The following is an 18,025-nucleotide window of genomic DNA, read 5'->3' on the forward strand; positions in this document are numbered from 1 at the left end:
GGCTCACACCAAGCGAGTTTGCCAACCGTTCAAACAGGGACGAAAACCAGAACAGAGTCTACTTATAAACGAGGGCAATCAGGGGTGCAGGTCACTAACAATTATCCAATCGCGCTTTGGGTCGCGTAACGCTATCGATGCCGATCACGCGGATGCGCTGTATGACGCTTTTTTAGCGTTCGAGGTGGACGAGAGTGCTGACGTTGCCGTCATTTGGGGAGAAGGCGGCGCATTTTGTGCTGGAGCAGATTTGAAGAGTCTTGCGGCTCGTGGCATAGCAACGCGCGAGAATTCTGCCACGCACCGATCTTTAGATTTTCCCGAGGACAGTGGCCCAATTCCACGCGGGCCCATGGGGCCAACGCGGCTCAGACTCAGCAAGCCGGTTATCGCAGCGATCGAGGGGCCGGCTGTTGCTGGTGGTATGGAGCTTGCGTTGTGGGCAGATTGTCGCGTCATGGCTGAAGGCGCTTATATGGGAGTATACTCTCGGCGTTTTGGGATACCAATGACTGATGGCGGTACAGTTCGACTTCCGCGTCTAGTGGGCCAAGGTCGCGCTCTTGAAATTATTATGACGGGTCGCAAGGTGAAAGCAGAGGAATGCTTGCGCATTGGTCTTTGCGAAATCGTCGTGCCCGAAGGGCAAGCGCGCCAATCTGCTGAGGATATGGCGCAAGAGATTTCGCGATTTCCGCAGGCGTGCATGCGCGCTGATCGGCGCTCCGTTTATCTTCAGAACGGTCAGGGCGAACACGCTGCCTTGGTTCAAGAATGGTACAACTGCAATGGTGTTTTTAACGCGGAAGGGGCTGTTGGCGCGGCAAGATTTGCTCACGGAAACGGCCGCCATGGAGATTTTAGCAAGATCTCATAACTCCAGTCGACAATGCCGAGCGTAGCTCTCGTTTTTTGCTGATCAGCGCTGAGTATATCACGCAACCTCTGAGGGAGTCGTAGGACGGGCACGTTAATCAGTCACGACGCTAAATGTACCACTCGCCCGGGCGCATCGCTTGCCATCGGCGGTGACGATGCATTGCGCAAAGCAGAGTTTCCTGCCGACCTTGATGACGTCGGTTTCGATCGAAACCCATTGCCCGATTTTTGCTGAGCTGATGAAATCGATCGAAAGGCTGGCGGTTAGTAAGCGCGTTTTTCCGTCCCGCTTCATGCCACAACTCAGTCCCATCGCATTATCGGCGAGCGCCGTGATGAAGCCGCCGTGGGCAAAGCCACGCGAGTTGGTGTGCGGCTCCGCTAACCGCACGCCGAGAAGAACGGCATCCTGCGTCCTTTTGTAGTAAATCGGCTCCCATGGCGCCGTGATCGGACTCGGCCGAATGTGCGGTTCGAAACCTTCGGGAATAGTGGCGTTCATGCATCGCTCTCATGGACAGTGCATAGCGAGGCTTCGCCTTGCGCTGGGTCTCGTCGACAAAGTTGCAACGTGATTTTAGCGTCCGTCAATCCCGTGTCAGCAGTTGCCTCATAGGGCACATAGCAAGGCGGATAAGGACCGAATATTCAATTATTCGCAAGACGAAGTTCGCCAATTCAGAAGGATATGGGCAGGAGTTGAAGAGAGGCGTAGCAATAGTTGATTGAATGAGAGGCCAGGTTACCTACCGGAATCACGAAGAGGGTATCGCGCGAGTAAGCCTCATTCGTGTGGAAGCAATTGTTATCCAAGCGGATATAGCCTTTCAACATGGACGACCTATTGAGTGCATTCTGCTCGCTTCGACGGCATCGGATACTGTGAGAGAAACCAACGGATCGGGTTCGTCGTTTGCGCGATCGCGGCTGTTCCACACCTCGATCCATCGCTGCTGTATAATTGCGCTTCGGTCATACCAGCAATCGTGGCTGGATTGGCCAATGATCGCATTTATAGGTCATCTCGCATTTTTCCAACTTATAGTGTCAAAATTTCAAAGAGCAAAATCGTGACCAGCTGTTAGAGTAGATTGCTGCGTTAATACGCTTTTGCCGAGGCCATGGCGGTCCTGTGATTGGAGTCCGCTCTAGCATTTGGTTGGAGTTATATTTTCTTCCCTGTTGTCCATCTGTAACTTTCGGATATCCCAATGGCTTTTGAATGCACATGCCCGGCCATATCGACGGTCCAGGAAGACAATGCAACGGTTCGCATCACGCGATGGGATTTCGAGCCGGGAGCGGTCACTGGTTGGCATCGTCACGGCTGGCCTTACTTCGTTGTCATGTTGACCGACGGCATTTTGCGTATCCATGACGGCACATCTGTTACGGACGTTCTCCTTGTCGCCGGCCAATCGTACATGCGGAAATCCGGCGTGGAGCACGACGTCATGAATGGGTCTCCCCACCCAATTGGGTTCGTAGAGATTGAAATCAAACGACCTGAATGGCTCGACTAGTCGAAAGAGCAATTTATTCGGAACCTTTCTTAGATCCCGCTAAGTGGTCCATTCCACTTCTTTGCTCGACGAAACTGTCTGGCGAATTCGAGACTTTGTGATTGCCGATCCAATGGGAGTTCTCTGGCGCATAGGGTAAAAAAATCTCAGTGCCGGAAGCGGCGATTAAAGTAGCCAATAGCGTGCGAAGCTACGCCATGCAGTGTCAGCATCACAATCTCTCAAAGCGGCTTCCAGAATTTGCCAACGGAATGGCCAATCCTACGGGACTCGTCGTATCCGGCACGGTTGCGCGCCACCGGCCGCACACTGGGTATCGCTTGAAGTTAAAACGATGTGCAGCGTTCGCATCGATATTCAAGATCTAGCCTATTCTCGTTTTCGATCCACTGAAGTTTGACTTCAGCATTAAGCGGATATTCAAGGCGTGCGATCGTTACTAACCATAATCGTTGCGCTCGCCATCGTTTGTAAATGATCTAATGACGATTGTTTCGATTCAGAGGACAGTGCGGCGGGATGAGGCTCGGATTGAGTTTCGAAAATTGGATTCCTGATGACGACTAAAAATCAGTCTGTAGAATTTCGCGTGGATAACGCAATAGCCTACGTGACGCTTAATCGGCCCGATCAAGGCAACGCGATTAACGCGGATATCGTCAATGATCTGGTGCGTATTGCCCACCTTTGCGACAATGACCCACAGATCAAAGTTGTGCTGCTTTCGGCAAACGGAAAAATGTTTAGCGTCGGCGGGGACCTAGCGCTATTCTCCACTATGGGAGATCAAATCCGAGTTACCCTGAAGGGGCTGGCGGACCAATTGCATAAAGCAATCTCCCTTTTTGCGCGCATGGACGTACCTTTAGTAATCGCCGTGAATGGAATAGCGGCCGGCGGTGGGTTCAGTCTTTGTTTGATCGGAGATTATGTTATTGCGGCGGAGTCGGCCAAATTCACGATGGCATATACCAAAGCTGGGTTAAGCCCCGATGGCAGCTCCACCTATTTTTTACCCCGTCTTGTAGGATTGCGAAAAGCACAAGAGCTAGCGTTAGCTAATCGCACGCTTTCGGCTCAGGAGGCCGCGGACTGGGGGTTGATCACGCGCGTGGTGCCTGATGCTTCTTTGAAGGAAGAAGCGCGCGCCATTTGCCAGTCGCTGGCAAACGGGCCAAAGCATGCTCAGGCTGTGGTGAAGCGGTTGCTTTTCTGTTCTCCACGCAATGGTCTCGAAGAGCAGATGGAAATCGAAGGGCGTGAAATCGCCAATACAGCAGCTTCGGTCGAGGGAAAGGAAGGCATCCGTGCTTTTATCGAAAAGAGAACTCCTCGATTCTAGATGAACCCTTGGGTGGAGCGGATGGCGATGATTTCGGATTTAAAACATTTGGACAACGGTACGTCAGGCGTTTGAAGGTCCATGAAGTAACGAGCGTGACTTTTTGGCGGACGCTGGCACCAATCACAAACTTGGGAAAAACATCATGTGGGATCGGAAGGGCGGCTGTTTGTGTGGGGCTGTGCGTTACGCGTTGAAGAGCGAACCTCGGGCAATCGCGATATGTCATTGTACGCGGTGCCAGCGGCAAAGCGGCAGCTTGTTCTCGTTCAACCTTGTTATCAAGGAAACTGACTATGAGCAGTCGGGCGAGACCATGGTCTACGTGGATAAGGGTGATAGCGGGCAGTCTGTCTATCGTCATTTTTGCGGCAGCTGCGGGTCGCCAATATTAGCGAAGACAGCGTTGGCGCCTGGGAAGGTCGTTGTGAAGGCGGGCACTCTCGATAGCATGGAGGGCTTACAGCCGAAGACCGAGATATACACCGATCACGCAGCGAAATGGCTTGCGCCTGTCGCGGGAGCTGCGCGCTTTGCCCGGAATCTATGACCTTGAGATGAAGATGCAACATTGATGCTTGAAAGATTTTGTCGCTACGGCGCATAAATGTCCCCTCATTTAAGTGGTTTCGTGGAGCAGCAGCTCGCTAGCCGAGGCGAGCGTATTCAAGGAGCGTACTAGACGATCGCGGCTTGCTGTCGCTTACTTCATTTCGACTCGTTGGTATCTGACTTCAACTCTTTTGAATTTTATTCGGTAGAGCTTTGCTGTAATCACCGAAGCGCCAATACTGGCATCTCCTCACCTCATGCCGCGCCATCCATCGAGTTGGCGCGGCATATTTTTCCCAGTTTTGGCTCCGACGTCTTGCTCCGATCGAGACGACGCGTATGAACCCATTAACGAACGTTTCTCATCAGAAGATGATGATGTGCCGAGCCCTTAAACAATCTTTCCATCGGTGCCCTCACGCGGATGCGTCACATTTCATTTTGAAAACGAATAGCGATGCTGTTTGGGCCGCTCGAAAGATCAATAAGGTTGAATGCAAGTTCGAAGATTTAGTCCCAGGCCAAGGCTCCATCTGCAGAGCATCCCGCCCTCTTAGTTGACCGCTATTACTCACGTAAAGCAGTGATAACGCTGTCGAGTGCATCTCCTCGTCGACTTGAGCACGCAGTCGAGATAATGACTGTTCCAGCCATCGATCCAGCTGTGGCCCAAATCCTCCATTTGCGCTTCTGTCATGCCACTCTCGCGTATCTCTGCATTCCGTTCGGTGTCTGGATAGTCTGGGAGTTTCGACCATTCGAAAATGCGAAATCTCGATTTCAGATTTCAAAAGTGCATAAGGGAACTTTGTAAGTTACGATGGGCGGGTCAACATGCGAATCTTCGCGCTAAAAGATGAGTAAGAGAATTCTGAATGAGAGCGGGTGAAGACAAGAAGATCCTTGCAATCAACGCGGAAGATACAGAACCGCCCCCGAAGTCATCGTCGTATCCGGAGCCCATCTTCAGCAGGGTGGCCAAGCACAAGCAGCGACCGCGCTGCGATTTGTTTGAGCTCAAAAACTACAGTGTGAATCTGAGTAGGCGTTTTCCATGCGGAGAGTCGTCGATTTTACATCGACACAGCGAACGATATGTATTCATACATCGCGCATCAGTTGATCAACCGCGCAGCAGACATCGTTTCCTACCTTGAAATTGGTGATAGACGCCCGATGATAGGGGTGCGTACTCTCATGACGATTGAAAGTGGAGACGATGGGCATCAGGGCAACCGACCGCAGTAAAGATGCTCGGGGTAAGGACTCCAAACGTCATTATTGATGGTCTTTCCAGGGCGTGAACTCAGTTTGGGAGGAACAAGATGAGCAGCGCGGCGGGTATGCGAAGACATGATTTGATTATGTCGGAGGAGCAAGCGTTCAATGCGCTTGAGCAGGGTTTTAGTGGCTGGTTGGCAACCGTTGGACAGGATGGAATGCCGTACTGTACGCCTATGCTCTATATTTGCATGGATAATAGGGTGTATCTACACAGCACGCGCGCAAAAGGTTTGTTCCGAAATAATATAGACAATAACGCCAAGGTCTGCTTCGGCGTTGATGATCCGGATCAGGTTTACGCCTACGGACGCTTTGAGTGCGACTCCGCATTGGCATATCAAAGCGTGATAATGACCGGCGAGATCGAAGTAATTGAAGATCTCGAAACCAAGCAGCGATTCTGTGAGCGCCTTATGGCAAAGTATGGAAAGAAAGATTGGGATCGCCCGAGCGGTTTCTTCCCGCGTCTCAATCAGATCGCCGTTTATGCCATCACCATTCAACGTCTCACCGGAAAAAAGATCGAGTTGCCCGGGGTGTCGCAGCAGTGGCCGGCAATTGATCGAACAAAGACTCCCAATGCCCACTCTTAAACCAAATGCAAGAAGGGTTACGTCGGGATGAAACAGTCGATGAAGCTCTTCTATGCTGCTCATACTTGCGCGCTCGCATCGCACATCGCTTTAGAGGAAGCGGGTGCGGAATATGTCGCGATCCGGATCGATTTTGGTGCTGACGAGCAGCGCAAACCGGACTATTTGGCTATCAATCCGAAAGGTCACGTGCCAGCGCTTGTGACGGAGCTGGGCGTTCTGACGGAGACGCCCGCGATTCTCGCCTTCATTGCTCAAAGCTTTCCTGATGCTGGGCTGGCGCCGTTCGATGATCCTTTCTCGTTCGCAAAGATCCAAAGCTTCAACAGCTATCTTTGCTCGACTGTACATGTAGCGCACGCACATCGGATGCGAGGTTACCGCTGGGCGGATGGTCAGGCTGCGATCGAAGCGATGCAGAGAAAGGTTCCGCAATCGGTTGGTAGTTGCTTTTCGCTGATTGAAAAGGAGATGTTTGCTGGACCGTGGGTGATGGGTGCCACTTACACGGTGTGTGATCCTTATCTATTTACTCTCTCGCAATGGTTAGAAGCTGACGGCGTCGATATCCATAAAATGCCCAAAATATCAGAGCATAGACTGCGGATGATGGGGCGGCCTGAGGTTGCGAGGGCAATCGCAATGGAGACACGTTCCGAGGTCTAAACCAATGGCTTGTTCCCGCCGTTGCTATCCGCGATATCCAAGTTGGCACACCGTCTGACGCGTTTCGTGTTGACTTGGTCACATTAGGTGATCGGCGTTGGTCGCTGAAGGTGATGTAGCAGAGCCGCGCATGTTGAACGTAAGGGAGACGAGGATTGACGACAACTAAGAAGCTGTTACCAGCAGTTCTCAAGATGCGCACGTTCGTGCCAGCCAAAAATTTTGAGGAGAGCAGAAAGTTTTACGAAGCTCTAGGATTCGCGTCGACAAAATTGAATGACAAATCGTTCGAGATGCGACTCGGAAGCGAAGCCTTCTTCCTTCAGAATTTCTATGTAAAAGAGTTTGCAGACAATCTTATGATGCAAGTACTTGTGAGCGACCTCGATGAGTGGTGGGACCACATATCGGGTCTTTCACTGGAAAGAAATTTTCATGTGGTTCCCGCACGACCGCCGAGCCTCCAACCGTGGGGTTTGCGGGTAGCCTACGTATGGGATCCTTCTGGCGTACTCTGGCATTTTGCCTCCGATAGCTGACGGCGGCGTTCCTTAAGAGTCACTTGTTCTCGATTGAATTTGAGAGAATCCATTGATTATCTTTCGGCTGATCAAAGCTAGTGGTCGCGATCATGATGTGTTGGCGTCGTCGCAGCAGCACGTATCGCCGCGTCTTAGTTGCAGAGGGTTAGGGTGACGTTTTTTTAACTGATGAGGAAAGAGGCCAAACCTTATCAGTAGAAAAGCGGATTTCGAAGCACTGATGTTTGGCTTCAATATTTTGAGATTTTGCTCTACCGTTTCATGCTGTAAATCATACGGTGCCACTCTAGGCATCTGTTATATCTCCTTGAACTTAAGCCGCGCCAATCATTGAATTGGCGCGGCCTTTTTCTCGATAAAGAGCGGTTGTTTTCTGGGTGCCAGAACTAGGGTTGTGAAACTATGCATAACAGTGCAATCCAAGAAGTAGTTCGAACATATATGTTGGCGTGGAATGAAACCGACGCCGATCAAAGGTACCAGTTGCTCACCCGGTGCTGGGGAGCTGATGCGGTGTACGTCGATCCCTCCGTGCAGCTTTTCGGGCGCGATGCGCTTGCTGATCGAATTTCGATAGTTCAATCGAAGAGACCTGGCTCTCGCCTGGAGTTCGTAAGCGGTATCGATACACATCATAGTATGGTCAGGTTTCTATGGCGCGTTGCCAGAGCTGACGGCAGTTTCGGCGATACGTCGATCGACTTCGGCGAAGTGGGAGCGGGTGGCCGATTGGAAAAAATGGTGGGATTCTTCGGCGCTCCACCAAGCATCCCGCTTATCTGATCGAGGCTCGATCCGTATAGCGCTTTCGATCTGAATTATCAGATCGGATCATGCGCGGAAAATGTTTGAGGCTTGCCATCATACGATGATCAAGATCGTCGAGGCGGCGAGTAGTAGGCCCATAGCGCGGTTGAAAATCCGCGCGGTAGAGCGCTGCAGGAAAAGGTGCCGTTCAAGTAGGGCACCAAATAGAAGCCAGATCAGCAGGCTAGGGACAGCGGCGAGGAAAAACAGCAATGCAAATGCACCGGCATAAGGGATGATGCTGATGGAATCGGAATGAAAGTACGCGCCGATAGCGCCGGTGGCCACAATCCACGACTTTGGATTCACCCACTGAAACAATGCGGCATGATAAAAGCCAAATGCTTTCTTGTCCTTGGTATCGCCGACTACTTCTGCCGTGGCAATCTTCCACGACAACCAAAGCAGGAACAGTGCACCCAGCCAGTTCATCAGCGGCAAGATGCTCTTGTGCGCAACAAGAAGTTGACCGAGGCCGAGAGCGACGGAAAACATTAGAGAGGCCATTCCGACTGATACGCCAAGGAGGCATGGGAGACCGCGCCAGAAGCCAACCGCGGCGCCGGTAGCTGTCACCATAATATTGCTTGGCCCAGGAGTGATGGCGGCCACCACCGAAAAGGTCAAGAAGGCAAGTATCTCCTGGCGGGTCATCTCACGACGTCCAATCCGATACCAGTATATTGAAAATGCGCCTTAGTGATGTTGCGCGTGACCTAGGTGCTCAAACAGCAGATGCTTCGTGATGGAGCGAGGATTATTAAGGTCGCGCGCGAATTTCGCGAGGTAATTTCAGTGCTTTTCGGGGTTCGACTATCGTTTCGCCGACTCGGTTTCGAACAACTTGGTAAAGGATGTCTCGCAAGTCTGCAGCTGCGGGGGACAACTCACTTGCGGTCAACATTCGCAATTCAATCGCAGGCAGAGGTGGAAGGCCGAACTCTGCGCCCACGTCGCGAATGCCCGGAGGGACATGATGGCTCGTTCTTGGCGAGATACCATAGCCGGACTGCAGGGCCGCCCAAACGCCAGGCAAACTGGGCGTTGTGAGGGATAAACGCCAGCGAAGTTTTTTGCCTTCCAGAACTTGGAATGCGGCTTGGCGAAACAGACACGGATGATCGAACACGACAAGCGGAATTGGATCTTGTACCTCGGATCGGCTCATTCCCTTCCCACCAAACCACATCATTGGCAGAGATGCGATCAAAGTGCCGTGGTTAGAAGAATTAGCTTTGAAGAAAGCCAGCGCAACATCGAGCCGGCTGGAGTTAATTTCTTCCTCAAGCGAGTAATTGCGACCGGCGCGGACTTCAACATGGATTGCGGGGCGCTTTTTGGAAAATTGCCCGAGGGCATCGGGCATCACGTCTTCGAAGAAGTCTTGAGGAAGTCCCATCCGTACAGACGCAGCTGCGGTCATCGCGCCGACAGACGCAGCGGCCTCGTCATTCAGGGCGATAATACGTCGTGCATACATAAGTAGGGAATCGCCAGCCTCGGTTGGCACGAGGCCGCGGCCGTTGCGGCGGAACAATGGTTTTCCAGCCTGTTCCTCAAGTTTCTTCAATTGCATACTAACAGCGGACTGCGACCGGCCAAGCTGCGATGCTGCTCGAGCGAAACTTCCGAGCTCAAGTCCCAAGACCATCGTGCGCAAAGCGTCCATATCGAAGTTCGGCTTCATTCTTTTGAATTCCAGAATTGTGATTTCAGAACTATATGATATTCGAAACAATCATCTCTTGCTAGTGTTTTGATATCGGGCGGCTGATTTCGCGGAAACGCGATTTGGCGCGCTCCATCCAAGCATGGAGATTGTAATCTTGAGCCAGGCGCTGGTCGATCAGCTAAACAAACTTACGACGCCGTATCTGGCGGATGGTTGCTTGAGAACGGGTGTTCCAATCCGTTTTGCGCCAGCGGGCATAAATCCGCTCGTCGGCGACATGCGCTGCGCCGGGCGTGCGCGTCCAATTCGTCACGTCGGCAGCATTGATATTTTCTTTGAGGCGCTTGAGAGCTCGTCTCCCGGCGATGTTTTTGTCATCGACAACGGCGCGCGTCTCGATGAGGCATGTATTGGCGATATTGTCGTGCTCGAAGCCAAAGCGGCGGGCATCGCCGGCGTGGTGGTTTGGGGGCTGCACCGCGATAGCAAGGAACTCAACGACATCGGCTTTCCCGTGTTCAGCATGGGTTCGTTGCCGACCGGCCCGCAGCGTCTGCACGTTAGGCCTCCGGATATCTTGACCCGCGCAACGGTCGGTACTCATGCCATCACATCCAGCGACTTTGTCGTTGGTGATGCCAATGGTGTTCTCTTCCTGCCGGAAGACCGTCTGGAAAACATCGTTACTGCCGCGATCTCCTATCGCGAGACGGAGGCGCGGCAACTCAAAGGTATGAACGACGGCCGAAGCTACCGTTCCCAAACACGCTTCAGTGAATATCTGGCGCGACGGCAGCGCGAGCCCAGCTACGGCTTTCGTCAGCATCTGAAGGACATTGAGGCTGCGGGCGAAGTCTAAGACGCCGCGAACGAAATGCGGCTTACAGAAAGAAGCGCGGGTATCGCTCGGTCGATCGCAGAAAGCGCGACGTACCCGGTACCATTGCCTGCGTCCCACATCACCAGACCAATCGAGGGAAAAAGTGACTAAAGCCATTATCATTGAGAAGACGGGCGGGCCTGAAGTCCTGCAGTGGAACGACGTTCAGGTTGGAGAGCCGGGCGAGGAGCAGGTCCGCATCCGCCAGACCGCAATCGGCCTGAACTACATCGACACCTATCAGCGCTCGGGCCTTTATCCTGTTCCGATGCCGGGTGGCATCGGCCAGGAAGCTGCCGGCGTAATCGAGGCGGTGGGGTCACGTGTCAGTCACGTCAAGGTTGGCGATCGCGTCGTTTATGCCGGTGGGCCGGCGGGGTCGTATGCCGAGAAGAGGGTGATGCCCGCTGCACCTCTGGTGAAGCTGCCGGACAATGTTTCCGACCAGCAGGCCGCAGCCTTGTTGTTAAAGGGCATGACTGTTCAGTTCCTCATCCGCCGCACCTACAAAGTGAAGGCCGGTGAAACCGTTCTGCTGCACGCTGCGGCTGGCGGCGTGGGTCTAATTGCTTGCCAGTGGCTCCGGGCGCTCGGCGTGACTGTGATCGGCACGGTGAGTAGCGAAGAGAAGGCGGCGCTTGCCAAGGAAAATGGGTGCACCCACACTATTCTCTACACGAAGGAGAAGTTTGCCGATCGTGTCCGCGAATTGACCGACGGTGCAGGCGTGCCGGTTGTGTATGACTCGGTCGGCAAAGTCACGTGGGATGACTCGCTGTCGTGTTTGCAGCCGTTGGGCCTGATGGTCAGCTTCGGCAACACCTCCGGTCCTGTTGCGCCAGTCAATATCGGCCAACTTGCTGAGAAGGGCTCGCTCTTTGTTACGCGACCGAGGCTGGCGACCTACACGGCCAAGCCAGACGACCTCCAGGCGACGGCGAGCGATCTGTTCGACGTTGTTGCCAGCGGCAAGGTGAAGGCGGAAGTGGCACAGACTTTCGCATTGAAGGATGCAGCGGAAGCGCATCGCGCGCTTGAAGGCAGCAAGACGGTCGGCTCGACAGTCTTGATTCCTTAATACTGGAGCGGTCGGCGAACGCGGTGCCTTTGCATCGCGTCGCTCGCCTGTTTGAAAGACTATTCACGGTTGCAATCATTTAATCGCGCTGCGCTCGCATGGTCGAGCGCAAGACTGAAAACTAGCAGCCGCCAGGTAATTCTCTTACGGCTTTGGACTTTGATGTGAGGCAGAAGCGATGAGCAAAACGCACCGAAATCTGATCGACGGAGAGTGGGTGGACGGGGAATCCGCCCCCAATGTCAATCCGTCGGATCTCAATGATATTGTCGGTGACTACGCGCGTGCGACAAAGGCCGACACCGAAGCCGCGATTGCCGCAGCGAAAGCGGCTTTTCCCAAATGGTCCCGATCTGGTCTGCTTCAACGCCATAGCATATTGCGCAAGGCCTCCGATGAAATTCTTGCTCGCAAAGACGAACTAGGTCGGCTGCTTTCGAGGGAGGAAGGCAAGACTTTGGTTGAAGGAATCGGCGAAGCGGCGCGTGCTGCGCAAGTTTTCGATTTCTTCGCCGGCGAGGCTCTGCGGCTTGCCGGTGAAATCTTGCCGAGCGTGCGTCCGGGCGTGAGCGTCGAGGTGACACGCGAAGCCGTCGGCGTTGTCGGCATGATCACGCCATGGAATTTTCCGCTCGCGATCCCGTCCTGGAAAATTGCTCCGGCTCTTTGCCATGGCAACACGGTGGTGTTCAAGCCGGCAGATTTGGTGCCGGGCTCGGCTTGGGCACTCGTCGATATTCTTCGTCGGGCCGGACTGCCGAACGGCGTGCTTAATCTTGTGATGGGTCGCGGTTCGATCGTGGGGCAGACAATTCTCGACAGTCCCAACGTTGATGCGATCACCTTTACCGGCTCTACCGGCACAGGAAGGAGGGTGGCGGAAGCCTCCGTGGCGAACATGCGCAAGTTTCAGCTCGAGATGGGTGGCAAAAATCCGCTGGTGGTGCTTGACGACGCCGATCTTGGCGTGGCCGTCGAAAGCGCCGTGAACGGCGCATTCTTTTCCACAGGACAGCGCTGCACAGCTTCGTCGCGACTTGTCGTGACGGAGGGCATCCACGATCGGTTTGTGTCTGCGGTCACGGAGAGATTGAAAAACCTCGTTGTCGATGACGCATTGAGAGACGGCACGCACATTGGGCCCGTCGTCGATGAAAATCAGCTCGCTCAAGATCAGAAATACATCTCCATTGGTCGAGACGAGGGGGCAACGCTAGCCTTCGGAGGAGAGAGGTTGAATCGTCAGACGCCGGGCTTCTATCTTCAGCCGGCATTGTTCGTCGACGCGAGCAACGATATGCGGATTTCCCGTGAGGAAATTTTCGGTCCGGTCGCTTCCGTGATTCGCGTGAAAGATTACGATGAAGCATTGTCTGTCGCAAACGATACGCCATTCGGTCTATCTGCCGGCATTTGCACTACTAGCCTCAAGCACGCCACGCATTTCAAGCGCAACTCGGAAGCGGGCATGGTGATGGTAAACTTGCCAACAGCGGGAGTCGATTTCCATGTTCCTTTCGGAGGACGCAAAGGATCGTCTTGCGGCTCACGCGAGCAGGGTAAGTACGCCGCCGAGTTCTATACCACGGTCAAGACCGCATACACTGGTTAAGGAAGACAGGCCGGCATCGAAAGAGACAACCAGGCGGGAAAGCTTGTCTCGCTTGAGACGATATCAGTAGTGAAGGAGAGAAAAGTGTTTGGCCCGACACTTGCTGACGCAAACCGGATCATCGCGATCGCTTTTGAGAAGGCATCTGATCTTGATCTCAAGCCAATCGGAGCTGCGGTTCTCGATCCAGGCGGACATCTCCTGGCCTTCCAGCGCCAGGATGGGGCGTCGATTCTCCGATTCGAGATTGCATTCGGAAAAGCCTATGGCGCGTTGGCGGTCGGTGTCGGTTCGCGCGCGGTCGCAAGGATGGCCGTTGAAAGGCCGAATCTTGCGTTGGGGCTTTCAGGTGCCTCCGGTGGCAAGATCGTTCCGCTTCCCGGCGGCGTGCTGATTGTCAGAAACGGAGAGATCATTGGAGCCGTCGGCGTGACCGGCGATACGTCCGATAACGATGAGCTTTGCGCTGTGTCTGGAGTCGAAGGCATCGGCCTTGAGGCTCAGTGCGAGTGATCGAAATTCTGCAGGCGCCGGAACGCACCTATTCCATTGGGATCGCTACAATCATGACACCAGTCACAACGATTAGAGATCTGCGGGAGTTGGCCAGGCGGCGCATTCCGCGCGCGGTGTTCGACTATGGCGATCGTGGCTCCTATGAAGAGATTACGTTGCGCGACAATCGTGCGGATCTAGATGCGATCCGACTGCGTTCGCGAGTGATGATCGATGTTGCGGATCGTTCGACGGCGACTAATATTGTCGGCGTCCCGGCCGCATTGCCTTTGGCCATCGCGCCGATGGGCCTCATTGGTCTGTTTCACGGGGACGGGGAGATTCATGGCGCCCGTGCCGCACGCGACGCAGGAATTCCGTTCTGTCTCAGCACAATGTCAATCTGCACAATCGAGGATGTGTCCGACGCAGTTGGCGAGCCATTCTGGTTTCAGCTTTACATGATGAAAGACCGCGGCTTCTGCGCTTCTTTGCTGGAGCGCGCTAGGCTCGCAGGCTGTTCGGCTCTGGTGCTGACGCTGGATCTGCAGATCCAGGGGCAACGGCATCACGACGTCAAGAGTGGCCTGACCGTGCCCCCGCGACTCACAGCGAAAAATGCGTTCGATGTCGCGACAAAGCCCACTTGGATATTGAGCATGTTGAAAGCAAAGCGGCGTTCCTTCGGAAATCTCGAAGGGCGTATACCCGACGCCGACAACCTAACGACGTTGTCTCAATGGATCGCAGGGCAATTCGATCCATCGTTAAGCTGGAAGGATATCGAATGGGTTCGCGCGCGATGGCCCGGCAAGCTCATCCTAAAGGGAATACTCGATCCTCGCGATGCGATGACCGCTGCTACTTCGGGCGCCGATGCGATCATTGTTTCTAATCATGGCGGCCGTCAGCTTGATGGAGCGCCATCCTCGATAGCAGCACTTCCGGAAGTCGTATCTGCGGTCGCTGGGCAGACCGAAGTAATGTTCGATGGAGGCGTCATGTCGGGTCAAGACGTGCTGAAAGCGTGCGCCCTCGGCGCGTCATCCTGCTTGATTGGAAAAGCCTTTCTCTATGCTCTCGCGGCCAACGGATATGAAGGTGTGCGCACAGCGATCGAAATTATCCGCAAAGAGCTAGACATTTCCATGGCGCTCACTGGCGTCACTAATGTGAAAGACGTCAACAGGACGATCTTGGCGCCTGCCGGCAATCGTTGAGAATAAGGCTTCGGCAGAAGGCATATTGACGGGTCAGATCGGCAGCTTGGTGGTTTTCTTCACGCATTTGAGTGAGAAGTGTGAATTAACAGACGCAACGCCAGGGAAATGCAGGAGCACCTTTTTAAGGAATTGCTCATACTGGTCTACACTTCCTACGGCCACCCTGACAAGGTAATCGCTTTCGCCGCTCATCGAAAAGCAATCTACAATTTCCGGGCGACTCTGAGCGCTCTGCTCGAAGGCCTCGAGCGTATCCTCGTCGTGCGCCTTGAGCCTAATATTGGCAAATACGCTGATGCTGAGGCCCATGATGTTCGGGTCCAGGATCACCACGCGCTCGCGAATGGCGCCGCTCTCCTCCATCTGTTTGATGCGCCGCCAGCAGGGCGTGTGCGATAGCCCGACCTTCTGCGCGAGGTCGGCCACGGAAATTTCGGGAGAATCCTGCAACACGCGCAGGATTTTGCGATCCATCTCATCCACGAAATTTCATCCTAAAACCCCGCCCTCAGAACAATAACTCATCCTAATTCACCAGTCTTTACAAGTCAGGAAAGCAATTTGGTTTCCAACCACCCGATGCAATCATTCACGAAGAAAACCAAAAGCTGATCCTAGGGCGAGGAATATGTTGAACAGATCGCAACTTAATCTCCATGTGCCTGTACCTCAGGCGCGGCCCGGCGATCAACCGGACTTCAGTGGTGTTGTAATCACAGAGGCGGGAGCCGCTCGGCGCCCCAACGCTTTCGCGACCGAAACTGAGCTTCGGGACATGCCCTACGGCTTAATTCGCGTGCTTGGATCGGATGGCCGCGCTGTCGGCCCATGGAATCCGCAGATCGATGCGGCGGGTTTGCTCCGCGGGTTGAGAGCGATGGTTCTGACGCGTATTTTTGACGATCGCATGCTTCGGGCGCACCGCCAGGGTAAGACGTCGTTCTTCATGAAATCGACCGGAGAAGAAGCGATTGGTGCGGCTTCTTCGATGGCGCTCGACCGCGACGATATGTGTTTTCCGACCTATCGAATGCTGAGCTATCTCGTGGCGCGCGACTATCCGTTGGTCAATCTCGTTAATCAGATTTACTCGAACGCTGCCGATCCTTTGAAGGGGAGACAACTTCCCATCATGTATTCTGCGCGTGATTACGGTTTTTACTCGATATCAGGCAATCTCGGCACACAATTCGGCCATGCAGTCGGTTGGGCAATGGCATCGGCCTACAAGCACGACAATAAGATCGCTATCGGCTACGTGGGTGATGGTGCTACGGCCGAGGGCGATTTCCATTCGGCGATGACGTTTGCAGCTGTCTACCATGCTCCCGTCATCCTGTGCGTCACAAACAATCAATGGGCGATCTCGACCTTCCAGGGTATCGCGGGCGGCAACGAGACCACGTTCGCGGCGCGTGCCGTTGGCTACGGTCTGCCGGGTCTACGCGTCGATGGAAACGATTTTCTGGCGGTGTATGCGGCGATCGAATGGGCCGCGGAACGAGCTCGTAACAACCTCGGCGCAACCCTGATTGAGTTCGTAACCTATCGCGTCGCGGGACATTCCACCAGCGACGATCCGAACAAGTATCGCCCTGCCGCTGAAGCAACCGAATGGCCGCTGGGCGACCCCATCAAGCGTCTGAAAGAACATCTGATAGCGATCGGTGAGTGGTCCGAGACGCAGCATGCGGAGCTGGAAGCCGAATTGAAGGATCTGATTCGTTTGGCCACAAAAGAGGGTGAGGCGATTGGCACGCTCGGCCAGTCGAAACCAAGTACGCGGGAAATGTTCGAGGACGTTTACAAGGAGCCTGACTGGCGCCTCATAGAACAGCGACAGGAATTGGGAGTTTGATCATGGCGACGATGAACATGATTCAGGCGATCAACTCCGCGCTCGATGTGATGCTGGGTTGCGATCCCGATGTGCTGATTTTTGGCGAGGATGTCGGCTACTTCGGTGGTGTGTTTCGCGCGACGGATGGCTTGATGGCGAAGCACGGCCTGACCCGCTGTTTCGATACGCCGATCTCGGAAGGCGGGATCGTCGGCACCGCGATCGGTATGGGCGCCTATGGCCTGCGGCCGGTCGTTGAAATCCAGTTCGCTGACTACATTCTACCGGCCTACGATCAACTGGTCTCAGAGGCTGCGCGCTTGCGCTATCGCTCTGCCGGGCAGTTCTGGGCGCCAATCACAGTGCGCTCACCCTACGGCGGAGGAATTTTCGGCGGGCAGACCCATAGTTCCAGTCCCGAGGCGATCTTTGCTCATGTGTCGGGACTTAAGACGGTCATTCCGTCGACTCCCTACGATGCGAAGGGACTCTTGATCGCGGCGATCGAGGACGATGATCCGGTTATCTTTCTGGAGCCGAAGCGGATCTATAACGGGCCTTTCGACGGTCGCCATGGTCAGCCGGTGCAGCCGTGGTCTGCGCATGCCGCCAGCGAAGTGCCGACCGATTATTTCAAAATTCCTCTCGGAAAAGCAGCCATCGCGCGCGAGGGGGTGGCTGTCACTGTGCTCGCCTACGGAACGATGGTCCATGTCGCGCTCGCCGCGGTTGAGGACAGCGGGATCGATGCAGAGATCGTTGATCTGCGCAGCATCGTACCACTCGACATTGAAACCATTGTTGCGTCCGTCAGGAAAACCCGACGATGCGTCATCGTCCATGAGGCGTCCCGTTTCGGAGGTTTCGGCGGCGAGCTTTCATCCTTGCTGCAGGAACGGTGTTTCTACCACCTCGAAGCACCCATCGAGCGCGTCGCGGGATGGGACACGCCTTATCCGCACGCCTTCGAGTGGGATTACTTTCCCGGCGCTTCGCGGGTTGTCACTGCGATGCAGCGCGCGATTGAGAGCTGAGAC

The 18,025-nt window shown here is 54.4% G+C and carries 19 protein-coding genes; 15 read left to right on the forward strand and 4 right to left on the reverse strand.

The genetic code is table 11. The annotated features are described in order from the left end of the window. The first annotated feature begins 103 nt into the window (after positions 1–103). Entirely contained in the window at positions 104–877 is a 774-nt protein-coding gene (locus HNQ36_RS19585) for a crotonase/enoyl-CoA hydratase family protein (RefSeq protein ID WP_347339993.1), read from the forward strand. A 93-nt stretch (positions 878–970) separates the two neighbouring features. On the opposite strand, the gene HNQ36_RS19590 is transcribed toward HNQ36_RS19585, so the two are convergent. After that, positions 971–1,381: a PaaI family thioesterase gene (locus HNQ36_RS19590; protein ID WP_184087823.1), complete on the reverse strand. Its 411-nt coding sequence runs from the start codon at positions 1,379–1,381 to the stop codon at positions 971–973. Positions 1,382–2,090: 709 nt separating this feature from the next. Between HNQ36_RS19590 and HNQ36_RS19595 the strand changes: the two genes are divergently transcribed. The 7 genes from HNQ36_RS19595 (at position 2,091) to HNQ36_RS19625 (ending at position 8,164) form a co-directional block, all read left to right on the forward strand. Then, positions 2,091–2,402 (forward strand): cupin domain-containing protein, encoded by a 312-nt coding sequence (locus tag HNQ36_RS19595; RefSeq protein ID WP_184087825.1) that lies wholly within the window; start codon positions 2,091–2,093, stop codon positions 2,400–2,402. Between the two features lie 556 nt (positions 2,403–2,958). After that, entirely contained in the window at positions 2,959–3,744 is a 786-nt protein-coding gene (locus HNQ36_RS19600; protein ID WP_184087827.1) for an enoyl-CoA hydratase/isomerase family protein, read from the forward strand. A 145-nt stretch (positions 3,745–3,889) separates the two neighbouring features. Further along, complete coding sequence (locus HNQ36_RS19605) at positions 3,890–4,294, forward strand: GFA family protein (RefSeq protein WP_184088372.1); 405 nt, start codon at positions 3,890–3,892, stop codon at positions 4,292–4,294. 1,327 nt (positions 4,295–5,621) lie between these two features. Next, positions 5,622–6,173, forward strand: a complete 552-nt coding sequence (locus HNQ36_RS19610; protein WP_184087828.1) for a pyridoxamine 5'-phosphate oxidase family protein — start codon at positions 5,622–5,624, stop codon at positions 6,171–6,173. A 39-nt stretch (positions 6,174–6,212) separates the two neighbouring features. After that, complete coding sequence (locus HNQ36_RS19615) at positions 6,213–6,839, forward strand: glutathione S-transferase family protein (RefSeq protein WP_184087830.1); 627 nt, start codon at positions 6,213–6,215, stop codon at positions 6,837–6,839. A 155-nt stretch (positions 6,840–6,994) separates the two neighbouring features. After that, positions 6,995–7,378, forward strand: coding sequence for a VOC family protein (locus HNQ36_RS19620; RefSeq protein ID WP_210312127.1), 384 nt, complete (start codon positions 6,995–6,997; stop codon positions 7,376–7,378). Between the two features lie 405 nt (positions 7,379–7,783). After that, positions 7,784–8,164 carry a nuclear transport factor 2 family protein gene (locus tag HNQ36_RS19625; RefSeq protein ID WP_184087832.1) on the forward strand — a complete coding sequence of 127 codons (381 nt, stop codon included), beginning with the start codon at positions 7,784–7,786 and terminating at the stop codon, positions 8,162–8,164. Between the two features lie 78 nt (positions 8,165–8,242). Here the strand turns inward: HNQ36_RS19625 and HNQ36_RS19630 are convergent, their stop codons facing one another. After that, entirely contained in the window at positions 8,243–8,842 is a 600-nt protein-coding gene (locus HNQ36_RS19630; protein WP_184087834.1) for a LysE family translocator, read from the reverse strand. Positions 8,843–8,948: 106 nt separating this feature from the next. Then, complete coding sequence (locus HNQ36_RS19635; protein WP_184087836.1) at positions 8,949–9,875, reverse strand: LysR family transcriptional regulator; 927 nt, start codon at positions 9,873–9,875, stop codon at positions 8,949–8,951. Between the two features lie 139 nt (positions 9,876–10,014). On the opposite strand from HNQ36_RS19635, the gene HNQ36_RS19640 reads away from it, so the two are divergent. The 5 genes from HNQ36_RS19640 to HNQ36_RS19660 all read left to right on the forward strand — a co-directional run bounded on the left by HNQ36_RS19640 (position 10,015) and on the right by HNQ36_RS19660 (position 15,145). Next, positions 10,015–10,719 carry an RraA family protein gene (locus HNQ36_RS19640; RefSeq protein WP_210312128.1) on the forward strand — a complete coding sequence of 235 codons (705 nt, stop codon included), beginning with the start codon at positions 10,015–10,017 and terminating at the stop codon, positions 10,717–10,719. A gap of 124 nt (positions 10,720–10,843) precedes the next feature. Then, complete coding sequence (locus HNQ36_RS19645) at positions 10,844–11,818, forward strand: NADPH:quinone reductase (protein ID WP_184087839.1); 975 nt, start codon at positions 10,844–10,846, stop codon at positions 11,816–11,818. 178 nt (positions 11,819–11,996) lie between these two features. Then, positions 11,997–13,430, forward strand: a complete 1,434-nt coding sequence (locus HNQ36_RS19650; protein WP_184087841.1) for an aldehyde dehydrogenase family protein — start codon at positions 11,997–11,999, stop codon at positions 13,428–13,430. Between the two features lie 84 nt (positions 13,431–13,514). Continuing rightward, the gene (locus tag HNQ36_RS19655; RefSeq protein ID WP_184087843.1) at positions 13,515–13,943 is read left to right on the forward strand and encodes a heme-binding protein; all 429 of its coding nucleotides are present in this window, start codon (positions 13,515–13,517) and stop codon (positions 13,941–13,943) included. 53 nt (positions 13,944–13,996) lie between these two features. Continuing rightward, positions 13,997–15,145 (forward strand): alpha-hydroxy acid oxidase, encoded by a 1,149-nt coding sequence (locus tag HNQ36_RS19660; RefSeq protein WP_184088376.1) that lies wholly within the window; start codon positions 13,997–13,999, stop codon positions 15,143–15,145. Positions 15,146–15,178: 33 nt separating this feature from the next. Here HNQ36_RS19660 and HNQ36_RS19665 read toward each other — a convergent pair whose 3' ends face one another. Further along, the gene (locus tag HNQ36_RS19665; RefSeq protein WP_184088385.1) at positions 15,179–15,622 is read right to left on the reverse strand and encodes an Lrp/AsnC family transcriptional regulator; all 444 of its coding nucleotides are present in this window, start codon (positions 15,620–15,622) and stop codon (positions 15,179–15,181) included. A gap of 154 nt (positions 15,623–15,776) precedes the next feature. Between HNQ36_RS19665 and HNQ36_RS19670 the strand changes: the two genes are divergently transcribed. Then, positions 15,777–17,006, forward strand: coding sequence for a thiamine pyrophosphate-dependent enzyme (locus HNQ36_RS19670; protein WP_184087845.1), 1,230 nt, complete (start codon positions 15,777–15,779; stop codon positions 17,004–17,006). A gap of 2 nt (positions 17,007–17,008) precedes the next feature. Further along, entirely contained in the window at positions 17,009–18,022 is a 1,014-nt protein-coding gene (locus tag HNQ36_RS19675; RefSeq protein ID WP_184087847.1) for an alpha-ketoacid dehydrogenase subunit beta, read from the forward strand. Positions 18,023–18,025: the final 3 nt, after the last annotated feature.

The sequence above is a fragment of the Afipia massiliensis genome (genome assembly GCF_014203115.1).
GTDB lineage: Bacteria > Pseudomonadota > Alphaproteobacteria > Rhizobiales > Xanthobacteraceae > Afipia > Afipia massiliensis.